Raw genomic sequence first — 20,323 nt, 5'->3', positions numbered from 1 at the left:
CGTGGTCGGGCCGACTCCGCGCTGACGCGCAGAGACGCCCCGACCACGGGGCCTTTTCGCGTCTGCAGGAGCGCCTTCCGCGATTCGGGGCCGGCTCATAGGAGCCCTTCCTATGCTGACGGGCCCGGCTGCCGATGCCGGGATCCCATCGATGAAGGGGGGCGTCATGAACGCGATGGACACCATGGACGCGGCGCGACGCGCACGGGGCCTCGGGCTCCTCAGCCTCGCAGCGGTCGGATCCGCGCTGCTTCTCGCCGGCTGCTCGACGAGCGACGACCCAGCCGAGGAGGAGGCGCCGCGCGAGGCGGAGCAGGGAACCGGCGGGCAGACGGAGCCGGAGGACGAGGGCGCCGCGTCGGAGGAGAGCCCCGCCGCCGGCGACCAGGCGGACGACCTGTCGTCGTTCGAGGCGTCGGTCACCTGGCAGGACGCGGTGACCACGGCGCAGGAGTCGTTCGACGGCGATCTCATCTCGATCGGCCTCGAGCGGGAGCGCTCCGAGTACGCCTACTCCGTCGAGCTCGCATCCGACAGCGAGGAGTACGAGGCGACCATCAGCGCGACGAGCGGCGAGGTCCTGCACGAGGAGAGCGAGAAGCTCGACGACGATGACGCCGCCGAGATCGCGGAGGAGATCATCGACGCGGCGGGCCTGGTCGAGCCGGCGGACGCTCTTGCGGCCGCCACCGGCGAGGTGGAGGGGACCGTCACGTCGTGGTCGCTGGACCGCGACTGGGAGGGCACCTTCTTCGAGGTGGAGGTGCTGACGTCGGCGGGCGACCGCGACGTCGTCGTCGACGCCGAGTCGGGCGAGGTCGTCGGCACCGACGACTGAACGCCGACGGCGACGGGCCGGACGGGCATCCCCGTCCGGCCCCTCGCCGTCTTCTCAGGCCGCGGCGCGGTCGAACTCCTCCTCCACGAGCGCCCCGTTGACGGCTGCTCCCGTGAAGGATCCGGCTCCCATCGCCGCGGGGACGTTCGCCATCGGGCTGACGACGTTCCCCGCCGCCCAGATGCGCGGGTGCGCCGTGCGGCCCGTGGGATCCGTCTCGAGGACGGAGACCGCCGCGAACGGCACCTCCGTGCGGGGCAGGTCCAGCGCGTCCAGGAAGCCGTCGTGCGGACGGGGCGTCGCGGCGGTGAAGATCGCGTCCACGGAGGTGCGCCGTCCGTCGTCGGTCACGACCGCGTCGATCCGGTCCCCGTCGCCGGCGACCTCGACGACGGGTGAGCCGACGATCTCGATCCCGCGTGCGCGGAGACGCTGCTCGTCCTCGACCGCGACGGGTCCCATCCCCGCGGAGAACAGCACGACGTCGTCGCTCCACTGGCGCACCAGCTGAGCCTGATGCATCGCCATCGGCGAGGCGGCGAGCACGCCGAGCCGGCGGTCGGCGACCTCGTGCCCGTGGCAGTACGGGCAGTGCAGCACGGTGCGCCCCCAGCGCTCGGCGAGACCGGGGACGGGCGGCAGGTGATCGGAGAGGCCGGTCGCGACGATCAGAGCGCGAGCGCGCTGCGTGGCGCCGTCCTCGAGGGAGACGCTCACGCCGCCCTCGAGATCCGCGACGCCGGCGACCGACCCCTCGGCGAAGCGCACGCCGTAGCCCGCGCACTCGTCGCGACCCCTGCGGGCCAGGTCGGCCGGCGGGAGCCCCTCGTGTCCGAGGACGCCGTGCATGCGGTCGGCGAACCGATTGCGCGGGCTGCCCCCGTCGACGACGAGCACGCGCCTGCGGGCGCGGCCGAGCATGAGGGCGGCGGAGAGGCCGGCGGGGCCGCCCCCGACGACGATCGCGTCCCAGGGGATGTCGTTCTGCGGTTCCATGCGCCCAGTGTCCGACGCGGCGTGGAAGAATCGCCAAGAGGCTTGCGGAAACGGCAAGGGGGATCACGTGGAGGATGCGCTCGCTCAGGTCGGTCCGCGGCTGCGCGCGGCGCGGCTCGCCCGCGGATGGACGCTCGACGATCTGGCCGTGCGCGCCGAGATGTCGACCAGCACGCTCTCGCGGCTCGAGTCGGGGAAGCGCCAGGCGAGCCTCGAGCTCCTCCTGCCCCTCACCCGCCTGCTCGGCGTGCGTCTCGACGACCTCGTGCGGCCGTCGACGGCCGATCCCCGCGTGCGGCGGCCGGTGATCCGCCGCGACGGCATGGTCATCGCGCCCCTCGCTCCCGAGCACGCGCCGATCCACACCTACCGCATCGCCTATCCGCCCGTCTCCGGGGGATCCGCCCCCGAGCCGCGCACGCACGACGGATACGAGTGGATCTACGTGCTCACCGGACGCGTGCGGCTGCTGCTCGGAGACCAGGACCTCGTCCTCGCGCGGGGAGAGGCTGCGGAGTTCGACACCCGCACGCCGCACGCGATCTGCGCCGCGGGCGGGCGCCCCGCGGAGGTCATCAGCATCTTCAACGACGAGGGCGTGCGCATGCACACGCACGTCGCGGAGGAGGGGGCCGCCGCGGCCGAGGTCACCGGGCGGCGTCGCCCCACGTGACGGGGACGGCGAGCCGCACGCGCTGGGGCTCGCCGCCGGGGTCGGCGATCCGCTCGGTGATGAGGCGCGCGGCCACGTCTCCGAGCACCTCGCCGTCGACGTCGATGGCCGGCACGTCGGGGGCGCCGAGCACCTCGACGATGGCGCGCTCCGAGCTCACCGGGGGCGGGGTCTCGCCGGCGACGAGGTAGACGTGCTGGATGCCGAGGCCGAGCGCGGTCGCATACGGGATCACGGCGTCGGGCGCGAGCGCGCGCACCTGCTGCGCCGCCGCGGCCCCGGCCGCGAAGGTCGGCGGGACGGGGCCCACGATCTCGACCGTCGCGCCGACGCGCGCGGCGGCCTCCCTCACCGCGGCGGTGCGCTGGGCGTCCTGCCACGAGTTGCCGGGCCCGCCGACGTAGACGAGGCGCCGCCGCCCGGTGCGGACGAAGTGCTCGACGACGAGGGCGAAGGCCGACGCGGTGTCGGCCACCGCCGACGACATCCCCTCGATCTCGCGGTCGACGAGGACCGCGGGCTTCGTCGCCGCGGCCCGCACGATGTCGTCGCTGCCGCCGGGAGCCACGATGATGAACCCGTCGACCTGACGGGCCAACCTCTCGAACGTCGCCAGCCCGGCTCCCTGCGCGAACGAGTGCACGGCGACCGTGACCTGCCGTCCCTCGCCGTCCGCGCGCGCCTGCGCCCCCGCGATGATGGGCGTGAAGAAGCTGTTGTCGAGGGTGGGCACGACCAGCGCGACGACGCCCGTGCTCCCTCCCGCGAGGATCCGCGCGGCGCGGTTGGCGACGTAGCCGAGCTTCTCCGCCGCGACGTGCACGCGCCTGACCGTCTCGGGAGACAGCATCTCGGGGCGCGAGAGCGCGCGCGAGACCGTCGACTTCGACACGCCCGCGAGCGCGGCGACATCAGCGATCGTGGGCATCCCTCTCCCTTTCCTCCCCTGATCCTACGGGGAGCGAGCAAACGGTTGCGTGAAAGAGGCGCGGTCGATCTCGAGGGTGATGTGGCGCTCCGGCCCGATCCGTTCTATTCTGTCGTGCAAACGGTTGCACACCCGTCGAAAGGGGAGAGATGAGAAGCAGGTCCACGACCGCGCTCCTGCTGCTGCCAGGGCTCGCGTTCCTGCTGCTCGGCTTCCTCGTGCCGGCGCTCGCGATGCTCTTCGCGCCCCCGGGAACCGAGACGAGCGCCATCTTCGTGCGTCTGGGCGAGATGCTCGTCGACCCGTACGACCTCGCGATCATCGGACGCACGCTGCTGCTGAGCCTCATCGTCACCTTCGTGTGCGTGCTGCTCGGCTTCCCGGTCGCCTACCTGCTCGCGCGCACCTCCTCCCGCTGGTCGGGGGTGCTCCTCGCGCTCGCGATCTTCCCGCTGCTGCTCAGCAACGTCGTCCGCACGTTCGGATGGCTCGTCGTGCTCGGATCCAACGGCGCGATCGGCCAGCTGCTGACCGGGCTGGGCATCGTCGACGAGGCGCCGCAGCTGCTCTACACGCCGCTCGCGATCGTGCTCGGCCTCACGCAGCTGTTCCTGCCGCTCGCCATCATCACCTGCTACTCGGCCGTCTCGCAGGTCGACGCCGGCCTCGACGACGCCGCGCGCGGCCTCGGCGCCAGCCGCGGGCGCACCTTCCGCGACGTCGTGCTGCCGCTGTCGCTCCCGGGCATCATCGTCGCCGCGACCCTCGTCTTCGCCGGATCCGTCACGGCGTACACCACGCCGTACCTGCTGGGCGGATCCGGCAACCGCATGCTGTCCACGCAGCTGTTCACGTACTCGAGCGTCACCATCGACTGGGCCAGCGCCTCGGCCACCGCCATCATCATGACGGTGCTCGTGTTCGTCGTCTCCGGCATCTCCTCGCTGGCGGGCCGGAAGGGGGCCACGGCATGAGCGAGCGCCGTCCCGTCGCCGCGACCCTCGCGGTCGCCGGCTACATCATCATGATCGTGCCGATCCTGTTCGTCGTCGCCACGGCGTTCACCGGCGGCAGCACCCTGCGCTTCCCTCCCGAGGGGCTCTCGCTGCGCTGGTTCGGCGAGGCGCTGTCGTATCAGCCGTTCATGAGCTCCCTCGTGACCAGCGCGGAGATCGCGATCCTCGCCACCGTGCTCGCCCTGGCGGTCGGCGTGCCCGTGACGCTCGCGATCCATCGCGGAGCGCTGCCGGGCAAGGGCGTCGTCGAGGCGCTCTTCCTCTCCCCGCTGATCGTGCCCGAGCTCGTCGTCGGCCTCGCGCTGTTCCAGCAGCTGATCGTCACCTTCCGCATCGACAACTGGCCCGTGCTGCTGCTCGGCCACACCGCGCTGCTCCTGCCATACGCGGTGCGGGTGACGGGGGCGGCGCTCGCGGGATCCGACGGATCGCTCGAGGAGGCCGCGCGCGGCCTCGGCGCCTCGCCGATGCGCACCTTCTGGACCGTCACGCTGCCCCTGCTGCGCCCCGGCATCTTCTCGGCCGCGCTGCTCAGCTTCATCACGTCGTTCAACAACGTGCCGCTCTCGCTGCTGCTGCAGAGCCGCCAGACCCAGACCCTGCCGATCACGATGCTCGACTACGTGCAGCAGAGCTACGACCCCATGGTCGCCGCGATCTCGACGCTCATCCTCGCGGGGACCGTCGTGATCGCCGTCATCGCCGAGCGCACGGTCGGCTTCGCCAAGATCTTCGGAGGAATCAACCGATGAGCGCCGCAGCGCAGTTCGAGTCCGTCACGCAGGTGTTCGGAGACTTCACGGCGGTCGACGACGTCGACATGACGATCCCCGCGGGCAAGCTGACCACCCTGCTCGGCCCGTCGGGGTGCGGCAAGACGACCTCGCTGAGGATGCTCGCCGGGTACACGCGCCCCACGAAGGGCCGGATCCTCATCGACGGCACCGACATGACGCGCACGCCGCCCGAGAAGCGGGGGCTCGGCATGGTGTTCCAGTCGTACGCGCTGTTCCCCCACATGACCGTCGCCGAGAACGTGGCGTACGGGCTCAAGCTGCGCGGCGCGAGCCGCGCGGAGCGGACCGCCCGCGTGGAGGAGTGCCTCGCCCTCGTCGGGCTCGAGCATCTCGCCGACCGCAAGCCGCGCGCCCTCTCCGGCGGACAGCAGCAGCGCGTGGCGCTCGCCCGCGCCATCGCGATCCGCCCCCGCCTCCTCCTGCTCGACGAGCCCCTGTCGAACCTCGACGCCCGCCTGCGCGTGCAGATGCGCGCCGAGATCCGGCGCATCCAGGCGGAGACGGGCCTCACGGTCGTGCTCGTCACGCACGACCAGGACGAGGCGCTCGAGATGAGCGACGAGATGGTCCTCATGCGCGCGGGACGGATCATGCAGCAGGGCGCCCCCTCCGAGGTGTTCGGCGCCCCCGCCAACCGGTTCGTCGCCGACTTCCTCGGATACGAGAACTTCCTCCGCACGCGCGACGGCCTCGTGACCGTGCGCCCGGAGCACCTGCTCGTCTCGTCCTCCGCGGGCGCCGACGGCCTGTCGCTCCCCGGCGTCGTCGCCGACGTCGCCTACCGGGGCGTCGACCTGCTCATCACCGTCGTCGCCCGCGACGCGGAGGGCGAGGTCACGCTGCTCTCCGACGTCCGCGCCGACGGGGCGCCGAGCGTGACCCCGGGAGACGACGTGGTCGTCTCCGCCGCCGCGTCGCACCTCATCTCCATCGAGAACTGACCCACCGCGAAAGGACCGCGCATGTCGCGTCACACGCCCCTCCGCCTCGTCGGCCTCTCCGCGCTCGCCGCGGGCGCCGTCGTCCTGGCGGGCTGCTCGTCGTCCGGCTCCTCCGACGCCGACTCCGACACCCTCGTCGTCAGCACCTTCCCGTTCGGGGTGGAGCAGATGCAGGAGGCCGTCTTCGACCCGTTCACGGAGGAGACGGGCATCGAGGTCGAGGTGGACACGGGATCCAACGCCGACCGCCTCTCGCAGCTCGAGCTGGCGGGCGGCGTGAACCCCGACGTCGACGTCGTGCTCATCAGCGACTACTACGCCGCGCTCGGCCAGGAGAAGGGCCTGTTCCAGCAGGTCGACCCGGAGAAGGTGCCGAACCTCGAGAGCATCGCCGACTTCGCGACCGAGGAGGCGTACGCGGGCCCCGCCTACAGCTACCAGGTCAACGGCACCCTCTACCGCACCGACGAGATCGACGCCGAGGCGGCCGCCAGCTGGGACCTCTACGGCGACGACGCCTACGCGGGCCGGCTCGCGCTGCCCGACATCTCCGTGACCGCCGGGCAGCTGACGGTCAGCGGCGTGGCCGAGACGTACGGATCCGGTCCCTACGACGTCGACACGGCGTTCGCGACGATGGCCGACTGGGCTCCGGGGATCCTGCACTTCTACAGCTCGTCGACCGAGGTGACGAACCTCCTCGCCCAGGGCGAGATCGTGGCCGCCGCGTCGCTCAACGCCTTCGCGACCGACCTCATCGCGTCCGGCGAGCCGATCGCCTGGACCGCGCCGGACAGCGGCGCGTTCATGGCGACGAACCGCGCGATGATCCCCGAGGGAGCCGCGAACACCGAGGGGGCGCACGCCTTCATCGACTACCTGCTGGGCGTCGACGCGCAGACCGCGTCGGCCGACCTCGTGGGCGACCTCCCCGTGAACCCCGAGGCGGAGATCCCCGAGGAGCTCACCGCCGTCGTGGGCGACATCGCCGCCGACCCGGTCGCCGCCGGCTACGCGACCCTCGACCCGGCGGAGCTCGTGCCCACCCGCGACGAGTGGGTCGACCGGTTCGCCCGGGAGGTGACGGCGCCTTGACCGTCGCCGCCTCCGTCCCCGCCGACTGGATCCGGCGCCTGCCGAAGGTCGACCTGCACTGCCACCTCATCGGCACCGTGCGCGCCTCGACCTTCGCCGAGCTGGCGCGCCGCGAGGGGCTCGCGCTGCCCGACGACCCCGAGCGCATCTTCGCGGACATCAACTCGCTGCCCCCGGACCCCGCCCTCTACCGAGACACGGCGATCCCCGTCCCGCAGGGGCGCTCGGCCGACGAGCCCGAGGTGTCGTACTCGCTGTTCCAGGCGTCGAGGTGGGTCACCGAGGTGCTGCGCGACGCCGACGACCTCACCCGCATCGTCTACGAGGCGTTCGAGGAGGCCCACCGGACGAGCCGCACGCGGCATCTCGAGCTGTTCTTCGACGACATCCCGGAGCACCTGCGCGGGCTCGGCTACGCGGGCGTCGTCGAGGCGTATGCCGAGGGGATCCGCCTCGCGGAGCGCGACTTCGGGATGACGGGCCGGATGATCAAGGGCATCGACCGCTCCAAGAGCGGCGAGGAGGCGCTCGCCGGGGTGCGCGAGGTCGTCGACCACCCGCACGAGTACGTGGCGGGCATCGGCCTCGACAACCTCGAGACGGCGGGCCCGCCCGAGCGGTTCGCCGACGCGTACCGGCTGGCGGGGGAGGCCGGACTCGGCCGCACCGCGCACGCGTCCGAGCACGCGCCGACCGCGCAGAACACGGTCACCTGCCTGGATCTGCTCGGATGCGACCGCATCGACCACGGGTACTACGTGCTCGAGGACGCCGCGGTGATCGAGCGCGTGCGCGACGAGGGCGTGACCTTCACGGTCGCGTCCACCACCTCGCGCCGGTCGTGGCGGCCCTGGCGCCGCGCCTCGATCCGCGCGATGCTCGACGAGGGGCTCGGCGTGATCCCGTGCTCCGACGATCCCGGGATGTTCCCGACGAGCCTCGCGAACGAGTACGAGATCCTCTCCGAGCAGATCGGCGCGACTCACGCGCAGCTGCGGGCGATGGCCCTCCGCGCGGCGGACGCCTGCTGGCTGCCCGCCGCGGAGAAGGCGCGGCTGCGGGCCGAGGTGGAGAGCGAGGTCGACGCGCTCGACCGGGAGTTCGACCTGGCATGAGGCACGGGGCGCGGGCGGCAGGAGCGGGCGGTAGGCTCGCGGCCATGCGCGCCCGTGCCTCCGCCGCCGTCGCGACGCTGTGGGATCTGCCTACAGCCCCATGAGCCAGGTGGCCATCGCGAAGTAGATGACGAGGCTCGTCGCGTCGCAGAACGTCGCGATGAACGGCGTGGAGAAGACGGCCGGATCCGCGCCCACCGCCCGCGCGAGCAGCGGCATCATGCCTCCGACCGTCGCCGCGAGCGTGCAGATGCACAGCAGGGTGATGCCGATGACCTCGCCGAAGTGCATCCCGAACACGAGGCTCGCGAGCACGAAGCCGAGCCCGCCGAGCAGGGCGCCCAGCGTGAGGCCGACGCGCACCTCCCGCCACATCACGAGGAACACGTCCTTCGGCCGCACCTCGCCCACCGCCAGCGCGCGGGTCACGGTCGTCGCCGCCTGGGATCCCGTGTTGCCGGCCGTTCCCGTGAGGAGCGGCACGAACAGCGCGAGGGTCACGACCTGGCTGAGGGTGTCCTCGAACGCGCCGAGCACCTGCACCGTGAGCAGCGCCGAGACCGCGAGGACGAGCAGCCACACGACGCGCGAGCGCACGAGCCGCAGGACGGGCGTCGTGAGGTAGGGCCGGCCGAGCGGCTCCGCGCCTCCCTGGCGGGCGGCGCGCCGGTCCTCCTCGCGTTCGATGAGCTGATGCGCGTCGTCGATCGTGACGAGCCCCAGCAGCCGCTCCTCGCTGTCGAGCACGGGAGCGGCGAGCAGGCGCGCGGCGACGACCTCGCGGGCCGCGTCCTCGGCGCGATCCGTCGCGTGCAGGGCGACGGCGTCGCTCATGTGCTCCGAGACGAGCTCGTGCGGGCGCCCCATGACGAGCGACCGCATGCTGATGATGCCCTGGAGGCCGCGGTTCGGATCCGTCACCGGCAGCTGGTAGACGGTCTCGGCGCCGCGACCCCGGTGCCTCACGTGCGACAGGGCGTCGCCGAGCGTCATGTCGTCGCGCAGGCGCACGTACTCGGTGCTCATGTAGCGCCCGATGCTGTCGGCGTCGAACCCGAGCATGGGAGCGGTGAGGGCGCGCTCGGCGGGAGAGAGCCCCGCCATGAGGCTGGCGGCGACCCCGGCGGGGAGCTCGTCGATGAGCTGCGCGCGGTCGTCGGGGTCGAGCTCCTCGAACACGCGGGCGACGTCCTCGCGCCGCAGCCCCTGGATGAGCTCCGAGCGCATCTCGGGCTCGAGCAGCTCGAACACGTCGAGGGCGAGGTCGCGAGGCAGCAGCCGGTAGACGACGGCGCGATCCTCCGTGTCCTCGCGGGCGAGGAGGCGCGCGATGTCGTGCGGATCGTGCGCGCGGATCGTCCGCGACGCGGCGGCGAGATCCTGTTCTCGCAGCGCCTCCCGCATCCGCTCGGTGAGTTCGTCGAACTCCTCGTCCATCGTGCACCTCCCTCGTCGCGGAACCCCCACACGACCCTAGTGATCGGGGCGGGGGAGGAGGCGTTTCCTGCACCCTCGGTCACAAGATCGCAACGACCCGGCGGCGGGACCGCCGGATACAGGATTCTCCCTTCCTCCGCGAGACTCCGCCTGGCTACGCTCAGGGCATAGCGTCCATCCGACCCGGGGGAGAAGAACGTGAGCACCAGCACGCCTGAATCGGCTTCGCGCGGCCTGCGCCGGAAGCCGAGTCGCTTCGGAGCGATCGCCGCCTCCGGCGCGCTCGTCGCGGGCCTCGTCACCGCCGCCGGCATGGTGACCACGACCGAACCCGCGGGAGCGACCTACGCCGAGGGCGGCAGCGGCCTCTACACGGGCGCGATCGACTGGCTCGAGTGGGGAGCGAACGGCGCCCGGATCGAGAACGGCGCGACCGCGACCACGACCCGCGAGGTCGCGGGCCAGGAGCTCACCACCACCTGCACCATCACCGGCGTCGCCGGCAACGAGGTCGTGCAGGCGTACCGGTCGGGATCGTACTCGGGCGATGCCCTCGACGACCTCTACAACATCAGCGGCACGGGCACGAGCAACCAGATGGTCTACGGGCTCGCGAACGGCGTGAACGGCGCGACCGTCAACTTCCACTTCTCGTGCGAGACGACCCTCAACGGCGCTCCCGTGCCGCTCGCCGGCCTCGTGTTCGCCGACGCCGAGTCGAGCAACGCGAGCCAGAACGAGTACGTGCAAGCGACCCCCGACGAACAGGACGCCACCTGGCGCGTGATCGAGCGGTACACCTCCTGCGCCACCCAGGTCATCGCCGACCGCACCGTGGGCGGGAACGCGATGCGCCTGCGCCCCAACGGCCAGCAGTGCAGCAACTCGGGCGGCAACGGGCCGATCGCGATCGGCTACATGGACGGCGCGACCGGCGCCCAGGTGCAGCTGCGCGGCGGCGGCACGAGCGCCGTGGCGCTCGGCGTGGTGCTCGAGGCCGACTTCGGCGACGCCCCGGCCAGTTACGGCGAGGCGGGCGCCCTGTTCCAGCGCGCCTGGAACGGCGGTGAGGTGCCGAACGGCGCCGCGACCAACGTGTTCGGCTCCTTCGAACTGGCCACCCCGGGTCAGCCGCGCACGCGCCTCGGCGCGCTCACCGACGCCGACAGCGGCCACCAGGCCAGCGCCCGCGCCGACGCGGACGACCTGACGAACGAGGCGGACGAGGACGCGATCTCCCCGGTCGGCGAGATCGCCGTGACGCCGGGCGGCTCCTACACGCTCGACGACGTGAGCTGCACCGGCCCCGGGTACGTCGCGGGCTGGATCGACTGGAACGGCAACGGCGCCTTCGACGAGGGCGAGCGCTCGGACGCGGTGTCGTGCCCCGGCGGCGCGGGCGGCGGGTCCGTGAGCCTCGAGTGGGCCGTGCCCGCCGACGCGCAGGCCCAGCGCGGCGACGACCTCAGCTTCCTGCGCCTGCGCATCGCGCAGACGGAGGCCGGCATGGCGTCGCCCGTCGGCCTGACGACGAGCGGCGAGGTCGAGGACCACCCGCTTGACATCGCCCTCCCCGAGCTGGAGATCGAGAAGATCTCGGATGCCACCGAGAACACCCGTCCCGGCGACATCGTCACCTACACGGTGCGGGCCTCGAACCCGGGCCCGGCCCACTACACGGCCGACTTCCCGGCGGTCGTGTTCGACGACCTCTCCGGCGTGCTCGACGACGCCGACTACAACGGCGACGCCTCGGCCGACCGGCCGGGCGACGTCTCGTACGCCGCGCCGCTCGCGTCGTGGAGCGGCGCGCTCGCCGCGGGCGAGACCGTGGAGCTGACGTACACGACGACCGCGAAGGGCGGGGGCGACGGCGTCGCGCGCAACGTGGCCTGGAACCCCGCTGACCCGGAGGATCCCGCTCCGCCCGCGTGCGACGGGGGCGCGACGGATCCCGCCACCGGCGAGCCGTGCGCCGTCACGCAGCACGAGCTGCCGCGCCTCGTCGTCTCGAAGACGGCGCGGGAGACCGAGCTGCCCGCGGTCGGCGAGACCGCTCACTTCCGGATCACCGTCACCAACCCGGGCCCCGGCGACTACACGGAGGAGGCGTCGGCGCGCGTCACCGACGACCTGAGCGACGTGCTCGACGACGCGACGTTCGTCAGCGCGACGAGCGACGTCGGGGCGCAGCCCGTGCTCGACGGCGAGACCCTGACGTGGGAGGGGCCGCTCGCCGCGGGCGAGACCGCGACGATCGACTACGAGGTCACGTATACGGGCGAGGGCGACAACGTGCTGCGCAACGCGGTGTGCGCCGACCCCGAGGACACGGCGCCCGGGGCGTACCCCTGCGACTACGCGCAGATCCCCGCCGCCGATCTGCACACGTGGAAGAGCGTGTCGGCATCGAGCGACCCGGTCGTCGCGGGCACCCAGCTCGAGTACACCCTGTGGTTCTTGAACGACGGGCAGGCCGCCGCGGCCGTCGACCACGTCGACAGCCTCGCGCAGGTGACCGACGACGCCGACGTGACGGTCGAGCCGTCGTCCGACGTGCTCGACGCGACGCGCGACGGCGACGAGATCCGGATCACCGGATCCGTGCCGGCCGGGGGGACCGTCTCGGTCACCTACACGGTGACCGTGCGCGGCGACGGCGAGCGCGGAGACGACGTCGCGACGAACTTCCTGCTGCCCGCCGGCGAGGAGCCTCCCGCCGACGGCGTGTGCGAGCCCTCCGACGAGCGCTTCCCCGAGTGCACGTCGACGCCGATCGCCGCGTTCTCCGCCGAGAAGAGCGTCTCGGCCTCGAGCGACCCCGTCGTCGAGGGCACCGTGCTGACCTACGAGATCACGGTGCGCGGCACCGGCAGCGCCACCGCCGAGGTCGCGATCGAGGACGTGCTCGCCGGCGTGATCGACGACGCCGACATCACGACGCCTCCGACGTCGGACCTCGCCTCGGTGCGCGTCTCCGATATCGAGGACGGACGCTTCTCGATCACCGGGACGATCGGAGCCGGCGAGACGGCGACGATCACCTACGAGGCGACCGTGCGGGCCGCCGCCGAGCGCGGCGACCACCGTGCGGACAACTTCCTCGTGCTGCCGGGCGACGAGCCGCCGGCGGAGTGCACGGAGGGCGACGACTGCACGTCGACCCCGATGGCCGCCGTCTCGGCGGAGAAGAGCTCCGACCCCGCCTCGGGCGAGGAGGTCGCCGCGGGCGACGAGATCACGTACACGCTGACGTTCCGCAACGACGGAACGGCTCCCGGCGCGGTCGACTGGACGGACGACCTCTCGGGCGTGCTCGACGACGCGACCCTGTCGAGCGGGCCGACCGTCTCGGACGAGGCGCTCGCCGCGATCCTGGACGGCGAGGAGCTGGCGGTGACCGGCGAGCTCGCGGGCGGCCAGGTCGTCACGGTCGAGTACACGGTCGTGGTGGGCGCCGACGGCGAGCGAGGCGACAGCCTGCTCGGCAACGTGCTCGCTCCCACCGGATCCGGCGACCCGTCCTGCGGCGACGAGGGCGTGTCGTGCACGGAGCACCCCGTGCCGCAGCTGCAGGCGTGGAAGACCGTCGAGGCTTCGGCGACCCCCGTCGTGGCCGGCACGCAGCTCGAGTACACGCTGCTCTTCGAGAACACCGGCGCCGCTCCGGCCCCCGTCGACCACGTCGACAGCCTCGCGCAGGTGACGGACGACGCCGACGTGACGGTCGAGCCGTCGTCCGACGTGCTCGACGCGACGCGCGACGGCGACGAGATCCGGATCACGGGATCGGTCGCGCCGGGATCGACCGAGACGGTCACCTACACGGTGACGGTGCGGGCCGACGGGGAGCGCGGGGACGACGTCGCCGCGAACTTCCTGCTGCCGTCGGGCGAGGAGCCGCCGACCGCGCCGACGTGCGAGCCGGGCGACGCGGATCGTCCCGACTGCACGGTCACGCCGATCGGCGCGCTGTCGGCGACGAAGTCGTCCGACCCGGCGTCGGGCACGACCCTCGCCGAGGGCGACACCGTGCAGTACACGCTGACGTTCGAGAACACGGGGCAGACGCCGTTCGACGTGGCCTGGACCGATGACCTCTCGCGCGTGCTCGACGACGCGCGGATCGTCTCCGGCCCGACGGCGGACGGCGGTCTGACCGCGGAGCTCGACGGCGATCAGCTCCGCGTCTCCGGCGCTCTCGAGGCGGGGGCGACCTCGACGGTCGTGTACGAGGTCGAGGTGCTCGCCTACGCCGACCAGGGCGACCACGTGCTGGACAACGTGCTGTTCCCCGCGGGCGACGAGCCGCCCGCGGCCTGCGACGCCGACGACCCGCTCTGCACGACGCATCCGACCGAGGAGCCGGACGTCGACGAGACTGAGGCCAGCGACGACGAGTCGGGTGTCGATGAGTCTGAGGCTGGCGCGGACGAGACCGAGGCTGGCGTCGACGAAGCTGGCGCGGACGAGACCGAGGCCGGTGTCGACGAGTCCGGTGCGAACGAATCCGGCGAATCGGGCTCCGATGCCGGCGAGAGCGGCGAGGGCTCGGCGAACGAATCCGACGACGAGGACGGCGGCGACCTCACGCCGACGGGCGGGTCGATCGCGACCGGCGTGCTGACCGTCGCCCTGGCGGGTCTGCTGGCCGGCGCCGGGCTGCTCGCCATCCGCCGTCGTCGCGGCGAGGTCTGATCCGATCGGGGCACGGGACGCGCACTGGCTAGGCTCGTCCCGTGCCCGAGATCGACCTGCTGCCCTTCGCGCTCCTGCTGCTCGCGGGATTCGCGGCCGGCTGGGTCGACGCCGTCGTGGGCGGCGGCGGGCTGATCCAGCTGCCCGCGCTCCTCCTCGTGCCGGGCATCGCGCCCCTGCAGGCTCTCGCGAGCAACAAGGTCGCGAGCATCATGGGCACCTCCGTCGCGGCCCTCACCTTCGCGCGGCGCGTGCGCCCGGATCCCCGCACCGCCCTCCCTCTGGCGGGGCTGGCGCTCGTCGGCGCGATCTTCGGCGCGATGCTCGCCACCTTCATCCCCGAGCGGGCGTTCACCCCGATCATCCTCGTCGTGCTGCTGGGCGTCGGCGCCTTCACGGTGCTGAAGCCGAAGATGGGCGTGCACACCCGCCAGCGCTGGCACGGGGCGCGGCACGCGGTCGCGGCGGGCCTCATCGGGCTCGTCGTCGGCACGTACGACGGGGCCCTCGGGCCGGGCACGGGATCCTTCTTCGTGATCCTCCTGGTGAGCGTGCTCGGGTACGCGTTCATGCCGGCGTCGGCGCTCGGGAAGATCGCGAACTTCTGCACCAACCTCGGCGCGCTCCTCTTCTTCGTGCCCGCCGGCCACGTGCTGTGGGGCCTCGGCCTCGCGGTCGGCGCCGCGAACCTCGTGGGCGGCTACGTCGGCGCGCGGATGGCGGTGTCGAAGGGATCCCGCTTCGTGCGCGTCGTGTTCATCGCGGTCGTCGCGGCGCTGAGCATCAAGCTCGCCGGGGACATGATCAGCGGCGCCTGAATCGCCCCGCCGCGGGGGATACGCTCGGAGCATGACGGATCTGCGCCCGTGGGTGAGCAACGCGGTGCGGCTGCTCGAAGCCGACGCGAACCGCAGCGCGGACACGCATCTCATCGCCTTCCCGCTGCCGCCCGAGTGGGGCATCGACCTGTATCTGAAGGACGAGTCGGTGCACCCCACCGGCTCGCTGAAGCACCGCCTCGCGCGCTCGCTCATCATGTACGGGCTCGTCGGCGGGCGCATCTGCCCCGACTCGGTGCTCGTCGAGGCGTCGAGCGGATCCACCGCCGTGAGCGAGGCGTACTTCGCTCGTATGCTCGGACTGGAATTCGTCACCGTCGTGCCCCGGTCGACGAGCCAGGAGAAGATCGACCTCATCGAGTTCTACGGCGGGCGCTGCCACTACGTCGACCGCGCGGCCGACATGTACGCCGAGGCGGAGCGCCTCGCGCGCGAGTGCGGCGGCCACTACCTCGACCAGTTCACGAACGCGGAGCGCGCGACCGACTGGCGCAGCAACAACAACATCGCCGAGAGCGTCTTCCAGCAGATGGAGCACGAGCGCTACCCGGTGCCGAGCTGGATCGTCGTGGGAGCGGGCACGGGCGGCACGAGCGCCACGTTCGGCCGCTACGTGCGCTACCGCCGTCACGACACGCGGGTGTGCGTCGTGGATCCCGAGAACTCCGCCTTCTACGGGGCGTGGCAGACGGGCGACGCCGGCCACGAGACGGGCACCCCGAGTCGCATCGAGGGCATCGGCCGGCCGCGTATGGAGCCCTCGTTCCTGCCCGCGGTGGTCGACGAGATGATCCGTATTCCCGATGCGGAATCCATCGCCGCGATCCGCGTGCTGAAGGAGCGCACGATGCTCTGGGCGGGCGGGTCGACGGGCACGAACCTCGGCGGCGCGTTCCGACTCATCGCGCGCATGCGGCAGCGGGGCGAGCGCGGATCGATCGTCACGCTCATCTGCGACGGCGGCGTCCGGTACGCGCACACCTACTTCGACGACGCGTGGGTCGCGGATCAGCGCCTCGACCTCGCCCCGCACCGCGCCCGCATCGAGCGCTTCCTCGACACCGGGGAGTGGGAGGACGATGTCTGAGCCCCGACCGCCGCGCCGTCTCTTCGACGGCGTGCGCCGCGCGCTGTGGAGCGATCCGGCGAAGCGGCGGATGACGGAGCAGATGCCGATCATCGACGACCGGCTCTCGCAGAGCATCATCGACCTCGCGATGCGGGTCGCGGAGGTGATGCTGTCGATCGGGGCCTCCGCGAAGGAGGTCACCCTCGCGGCGCTGCGCATCACCACCGCGTACGGCCTGCGCAGCGTGCACGTCAACGTGACGTTCAACTCGGTGATCCTGTCGGATCACCGCAACGGCACCGGCGATCCGATCACGCTCATGCGGGTCGTGCACTCGGCCGCCCCGGATCACGCGAAGCTGCAGCGGCTGCAGACCCTCGTGAACGACATCGAGTCCGGCCTGCCGCTGCACGAGGCGATCGGCCAGTTCCACGCGATCCGCCGCACGCCGTTCATGTACCGCGCGGGCGTGCTCGTCGCGGTGCAGGCGCTGCTCGCCGTCGCGGTCGCGATCATGTACGGCGCGGGCTGGGTCATGCTGCTGTCGGTGCTGATCGCGGCGCTCGGCGTCGCGCTCACCCAGCTCGGCCTCGCGCGCGCCCGCGTGCCGCTGTTCTTCAGCCAGGCGGCGGGGGCGATCGTGCTGACGATCATGACGGTGCTCATCTCCTGGCTGGGCAGCGCGGGCATCGAGCCGTTCGTCGGCGTGCGCTCGAGCCTCGTCGTCTCGTGCGGCATCGTGCTGATGCTCGCCGGCCTCGCGGTCGTGGGCGCCGCGCAGGACGCGATCGACGGCTTCTCGCTGACGGCGGGCGGGCGCATCCTCGACCTCACCGTGATGACGATGGGCGTCGTGGTCGGCATCCTCGTCGGCCTCGAGGCGGCCCGTCAGCTGGGCGTGGGCCTCGCGCTGCCGAGCGATCCGCTCGCATTCGGGTCGCCGCTGCAGCAGGTGACCGGATCGGTGATCATCGCGGCGGCGGTCGCGATCCTCAACGGGTCGGGGCTGCGCATCGTCGTGGTGAGCGCGGTGCTCGGCGCGCTCGGCTGGGCGGGCGCCTACGTGCTGGGCACCCTCAACGGCATGCCGAGCTCGGCCGCGGTGTTCGGCGGCGCGCTCGTCGCGAGCTTCGTCGGGTCGGTCGTGTCGGATCGTCTCCGGGTGCCGTCGGTCGCCGTGACGACTGCGGCGATCATCCCGATGGTGCCCGGCGCGGCCGTGTTCCGCGGCCTGCTGGGCCTCGTCGAGGCGGGCACCGACCTCAACCACTTCATCCTCGCCCTCGACGCCCTGTTCAGCGCGGCGATGGTGGGCGTCGCCCTCGCGGCCGGCGCGACGCTGGGCCTCGTGCTCGGAAACCCCCTGCGGGCGCGCATCGGCGGTCGTCGCGTCGCGCTGCGCGCCAAGGCGCGCCCCGTCTCGGGAGCGGGCGGCACGGCGGCGTTCGAGATCGTCCCCACGGGCGCGGTGAAGACGAAGCCGATCCCGGCGGCCGACGTGGAGGAGGCCCCCGCCGCGGCGGAGGCCGAGGATCCGCACCCCCTCACGAAGCCCTACGACCCGACGGAGGACGGGCCGGCCTGAGGCGTCAGCGGGCGGCGGGGCTCCTCGACGGCGCGGTCGATGCGCCGACGCGTAAGCCTGAGACTTTCGTCGCAGATCGCTCGCCGTCCGCGCCGGGCGGGAGTAGCGTGACCCGCGGAGTCGGCGCGCCACGCGCCGGGGAAGGCGGCGACGCATGCGGATCCCCGTATCGGCGATCATCCTGATGACGGTGCTCAGCTGGGTGGCGGGCACCGCGACGATGATGGGCGACGCCGCGTCGCCCGACTGGCTCCTCCCCGTCTTCCTGTATCTGCAGCGCGTGAGCATCCCCGCCGCGCTGTGGGCGACGATCCCGCTCGTCGCGGTCGCCGTGTGGTTCGGCGCCGCCCCGGGGCGCACCCGGACACTGTCCCTCGTCGGCACGGCGGTCGTGACGTTCGCGGTGGCGGCTGTCATCGCGCACCTCTCCACCACACCGGGCGGCGGAGCCGTCGACTCGTCGATGGGCGGCGCGCTCGTCACGCTCGCCGCCTTCCACCTGGCGCCCCTGCTCGCGCTCTTCGCCGCCATCGCGATGGCGAGCGGCGCCGAGGTCCGCGAGGTGCGGACGCGCGGGGCGCGGGAGCCTGTCGCCGCGGACGCCGCGGGCTGAGGTCGCGTGCCTCCTGATCGGCGAGTGGGGCCATGTCTCGCGTTCTGCGGTCATGGGGCGGGGTTTGCCGCGTGTCGTGAGACACGGGCTGCTCCGTGCTCGGGGCGTGTCTCGCATCTGGCCGGAATCGGATCCGCTTTGCCGCATGTCGTGAGACATGGTGCGCAGTGCGCGGGGTCTTCATCGGTTCCGCCGGGGATCCCGCGAACGCCGGGCGTTTCGCGGCGGATCCGCCCGGCGTTTGCGGGATCCTCGGCCTGGGCGGTGACGGGCGGGCATCGATCGGTGCGGCGATCGCGTGGCCTCCTCATGGTGCGGGCATGTCTCACGTTCTGCGGGTACGGGGCAGGGTTTGTCGCGTGCCGTGAGACACGGTGCGCGGGTCGGTGGCGCGGGCCGGGCATGTCTCATGTTCTGCGGTCATGGGGCGGGGTTTCCCGCGGGTTGTGAGACACGGCCTGCTTTCGCGTTCGGGGCGTGTCTCGCGTTCGGTCGGTATCGGATCCGCTTTCCCGCATGTCGTGAGACACGATGCGGCTCCGCGCCGGGAGTCGCGGCGGATCCGCCGATGCGTCGGCCTGCGACTTTCGTCGTGGATCGCTCGTCGGCTGCACGGGGCGGGGTAGCGTGATCCGCGGATCCGGTGCGCAGTGCGTCGGGGTCTTCACCGCTTCCGCCGGGGATCCCGCGAACGCCGGACGCTCCGCGGCGGATCCATCCGGCGTTCGCGGGATCCCCGACCCACGGGAGCACCCGACACCTCGATCAGGAAGGCGGCGCATGGCGGGGAAGACGGCGGTGACCAGGGGCGCGATCGCGCTCGCCGCGGCGGCGGTGCTGCTCGCGGCACCCGGATGCGCGGCGACCCCGGACGAGACGCAGGCGGTGTTCGCCCGCACGTCCGTCGACGTCGTGATCCCGAGCGGCGAGCCGTTCTCGACGGGCCTCGCGTTCGTCGCGCCGAAGAGCGATCCGATCTGGACCGACGTGAGTCAGGTGGCGTTCGTCGATGCCGGCGGAGAAGAGCGGGTGCTCGGCGGCGACGTGGCGGATCTCGTGGAGGAGGGATCCGGCGGCGGGGACCCGCGGGTCGGCACGCTGCGGCTGGAGGTCGACGGGGGCGAGGAGCTCGCGGTGTCGCAGGTGCGGCTGATCATCGGCGAGGAGACCGCGACGTTCCCCGTGGGGTCGGTCACGGTCGAACGAGCGGACGACGCGCCCGCGTGGACGGCGGTCGGCTGGCCCGGCGCGATGTCGTCCTGCGGGCCGGTCGAGGCCGACCTGGACGGGCTGGGAGACCGGGAACTCATCGAGGTGCGCGCCGACGCACCCGGGCTGACGATCGCGAACGCCCGCCTGGACGCCGCGGGCGGCGCGACGCGCCTCTCGTTCGACATGGAGTGCGATGACGCGCAGGTCGACTTCCTCGTTGTGACGCCGCGGCTCGTGACCGAGGGCGACGACGGGATCCGCGAGGAGGCCCTGCCCCCGGTGAGCGTCGGCCAGATCGACATCGACGACGCGGACGTCGAGCGGATCCGCGCACGCGGCGCCGACTGATCCGCGGATGCGATGACCGGGCGGCGGCGCTCCGTGATCGCGTGCTGCGTCGTCCGCGGGGCATGTGCGGGGCGACGACGCCGGTCTCTGCCGGACCCTGCCTCGAGAGGCTGTTCACCTCGT

General features: G+C 72.5%; 16 protein-coding genes. 13 read left to right on the top strand and 3 right to left on the bottom strand.

The window, feature by feature from the left end:
- Positions 1 to 166 precede the first annotated feature (166 nt).
- Positions 167 to 838: a PepSY domain-containing protein gene (locus NHL53_RS06515; protein WP_433776039.1), complete on the top strand. Its 672-nt coding sequence runs from the start codon at positions 167 to 169 to the stop codon at positions 836 to 838.
- Between the two features lie 54 nt (positions 839 to 892).
- Here NHL53_RS06515 and NHL53_RS06510 read toward each other — a convergent pair whose 3' ends face one another.
- Positions 893 to 1,834, bottom strand: coding sequence for an NAD(P)/FAD-dependent oxidoreductase (locus NHL53_RS06510; protein ID WP_433776038.1), 942 nt, complete (start codon positions 1,832 to 1,834; stop codon positions 893 to 895).
- 67 nt (positions 1,835 to 1,901) lie between these two features.
- Between NHL53_RS06510 and NHL53_RS06505 the strand changes: the two genes are divergently transcribed.
- On the top strand, positions 1,902 to 2,507 hold the full coding sequence (locus tag NHL53_RS06505; protein WP_433776037.1) for a helix-turn-helix domain-containing protein: 606 nt from the start codon (positions 1,902 to 1,904) through the stop codon (positions 2,505 to 2,507).
- Here NHL53_RS06505 and NHL53_RS06500 read toward each other — a convergent pair.
- Positions 2,482 to 3,435 carry a LacI family DNA-binding transcriptional regulator gene (locus tag NHL53_RS06500; protein ID WP_433776036.1) on the bottom strand — a complete coding sequence of 318 codons (954 nt, stop codon included), beginning with the start codon at positions 3,433 to 3,435 and terminating at the stop codon, positions 2,482 to 2,484. The two genes, NHL53_RS06505 and NHL53_RS06500, sit on opposite strands and share 26 nt — an antisense overlap.
- A 149-nt stretch (positions 3,436 to 3,584) precedes the next feature.
- On the opposite strand from NHL53_RS06500, the gene NHL53_RS06495 reads away from it, so the two are divergent.
- The 5 genes from NHL53_RS06495 to NHL53_RS06475 are packed head-to-tail and all read left to right on the top strand — an operon-like array spanning position 3,585 to position 8,399.
- On the top strand, positions 3,585 to 4,409 hold the full coding sequence (locus NHL53_RS06495; RefSeq protein WP_433776035.1) for an ABC transporter permease: 825 nt from the start codon (positions 3,585 to 3,587) through the stop codon (positions 4,407 to 4,409).
- On the top strand, positions 4,406 to 5,203 hold the full coding sequence (locus NHL53_RS06490) for an ABC transporter permease (protein ID WP_433776034.1): 798 nt from the start codon (positions 4,406 to 4,408) through the stop codon (positions 5,201 to 5,203). The genes NHL53_RS06495 and NHL53_RS06490 overlap by 4 nt, the downstream gene beginning before the upstream one ends.
- A complete protein-coding gene (locus NHL53_RS06485) occupies positions 5,200 to 6,189 on the top strand; it encodes an ABC transporter ATP-binding protein (protein ID WP_433776033.1) in 990 nt (329 codons plus the stop codon). Before NHL53_RS06490 ends, NHL53_RS06485 begins: the two co-directional genes overlap by 4 nt.
- A 21-nt stretch (positions 6,190 to 6,210) precedes the next feature.
- The gene (locus NHL53_RS06480; RefSeq protein ID WP_433776032.1) at positions 6,211 to 7,284 is read left to right on the top strand and encodes an ABC transporter substrate-binding protein; all 1,074 of its coding nucleotides are present in this window, start codon (positions 6,211 to 6,213) and stop codon (positions 7,282 to 7,284) included.
- Complete coding sequence (locus NHL53_RS06475) at positions 7,281 to 8,399, top strand: adenosine deaminase family protein (RefSeq protein WP_433776031.1); 1,119 nt, start codon at positions 7,281 to 7,283, stop codon at positions 8,397 to 8,399. The genes NHL53_RS06480 and NHL53_RS06475 overlap by 4 nt, the downstream gene beginning before the upstream one ends.
- Positions 8,400 to 8,489: 90 nt before the next feature.
- Here NHL53_RS06475 and mgtE read toward each other — a convergent pair whose 3' ends face one another.
- Positions 8,490 to 9,836: a magnesium transporter gene (gene mgtE / locus NHL53_RS06470; protein WP_433776030.1), complete on the bottom strand. Its 1,347-nt coding sequence runs from the start codon at positions 9,834 to 9,836 to the stop codon at positions 8,490 to 8,492.
- A 198-nt stretch (positions 9,837 to 10,034) separates the two neighbouring features.
- Here mgtE and NHL53_RS06465 point away from each other — a divergent pair, with 198 nt between their 5' ends.
- The 6 genes from NHL53_RS06465 to NHL53_RS06440 all read left to right on the top strand — a co-directional run bounded on the left by NHL53_RS06465 (position 10,035) and on the right by NHL53_RS06440 (position 20,200).
- Positions 10,035 to 14,534 carry a CshA/CshB family fibrillar adhesin-related protein gene (locus NHL53_RS06465; protein WP_433776029.1) on the top strand — a complete coding sequence of 1,500 codons (4,500 nt, stop codon included), beginning with the start codon at positions 10,035 to 10,037 and terminating at the stop codon, positions 14,532 to 14,534.
- A gap of 41 nt (positions 14,535 to 14,575) precedes the next feature.
- Positions 14,576 to 15,352, top strand: coding sequence for a TSUP family transporter (locus NHL53_RS06460; protein ID WP_433776028.1), 777 nt, complete (start codon positions 14,576 to 14,578; stop codon positions 15,350 to 15,352).
- 31 nt (positions 15,353 to 15,383) lie between these two features.
- The gene (locus tag NHL53_RS06455; RefSeq protein WP_433776027.1) at positions 15,384 to 16,460 is read left to right on the top strand and encodes a PLP-dependent cysteine synthase family protein; all 1,077 of its coding nucleotides are present in this window, start codon (positions 15,384 to 15,386) and stop codon (positions 16,458 to 16,460) included.
- Positions 16,453 to 18,027 (top strand): threonine/serine ThrE exporter family protein, encoded by a 1,575-nt coding sequence (locus NHL53_RS06450; RefSeq protein WP_433776026.1) that lies wholly within the window; start codon positions 16,453 to 16,455, stop codon positions 18,025 to 18,027. Before NHL53_RS06455 ends, NHL53_RS06450 begins: the two co-directional genes overlap by 8 nt.
- A 154-nt stretch (positions 18,028 to 18,181) precedes the next feature.
- On the top strand, positions 18,182 to 18,640 hold the full coding sequence (locus tag NHL53_RS06445) for a hypothetical protein (protein WP_433776025.1): 459 nt from the start codon (positions 18,182 to 18,184) through the stop codon (positions 18,638 to 18,640).
- Between the two features lie 780 nt (positions 18,641 to 19,420).
- On the top strand, positions 19,421 to 20,200 hold the full coding sequence (locus NHL53_RS06440) for a hypothetical protein (protein WP_433776024.1): 780 nt from the start codon (positions 19,421 to 19,423) through the stop codon (positions 20,198 to 20,200).
- The last annotated feature ends 123 nt before the right edge of the window (positions 20,201 to 20,323 follow it).

The organism is Microbacterium sp. gxy059 (assembly GCF_050958665.1).
In the GTDB taxonomy this organism is placed as follows: Bacteria; Actinomycetota; Actinomycetes; order Actinomycetales; family Microbacteriaceae; genus Microbacterium.
The sequence above is the reverse complement of the archived record's forward strand: the minus strand, read 5'-3'. Positions and strand labels throughout refer to the sequence as shown.

Coding starts and splice junctions, on each gene's coding strand:
- NHL53_RS06450 (WP_433776026.1), top strand. CDS start 16,453: ATGTCTGAGCCCCGACCGCCGCGCCGTCTCTTCGACGGCGTGCGCCGC.
- NHL53_RS06480 (WP_433776032.1), top strand. CDS start 6,211: ATGTCGCGTCACACGCCCCTCCGCCTCGTCGGCCTCTCCGCGCTCGCC.
- NHL53_RS06490 (WP_433776034.1), top strand. CDS start 4,406: ATGAGCGAGCGCCGTCCCGTCGCCGCGACCCTCGCGGTCGCCGGCTAC.
- mgtE (WP_433776030.1), bottom strand. CDS start 9,836: ATGGACGAGGAGTTCGACGAACTCACCGAGCGGATGCGGGAGGCGCTG.
- NHL53_RS06510 (WP_433776038.1), bottom strand. CDS start 1,834: ATGGAACCGCAGAACGACATCCCCTGGGACGCGATCGTCGTCGGGGGC.
- NHL53_RS06485 (WP_433776033.1), top strand. CDS start 5,200: ATGAGCGCCGCAGCGCAGTTCGAGTCCGTCACGCAGGTGTTCGGAGAC.
- NHL53_RS06440 (WP_433776024.1), top strand. CDS start 19,421: ATGGCGGGGAAGACGGCGGTGACCAGGGGCGCGATCGCGCTCGCCGCG.
- NHL53_RS06500 (WP_433776036.1), bottom strand. CDS start 3,435: ATGCCCACGATCGCTGATGTCGCCGCGCTCGCGGGCGTGTCGAAGTCG.
- NHL53_RS06515 (WP_433776039.1), top strand. CDS start 167: ATGAACGCGATGGACACCATGGACGCGGCGCGACGCGCACGGGGCCTC.
- NHL53_RS06455 (WP_433776027.1), top strand. CDS start 15,384: ATGACGGATCTGCGCCCGTGGGTGAGCAACGCGGTGCGGCTGCTCGAA.
- NHL53_RS06445 (WP_433776025.1), top strand. CDS start 18,182: ATGCGGATCCCCGTATCGGCGATCATCCTGATGACGGTGCTCAGCTGG.
- NHL53_RS06495 (WP_433776035.1), top strand. CDS start 3,585: ATGAGAAGCAGGTCCACGACCGCGCTCCTGCTGCTGCCAGGGCTCGCG.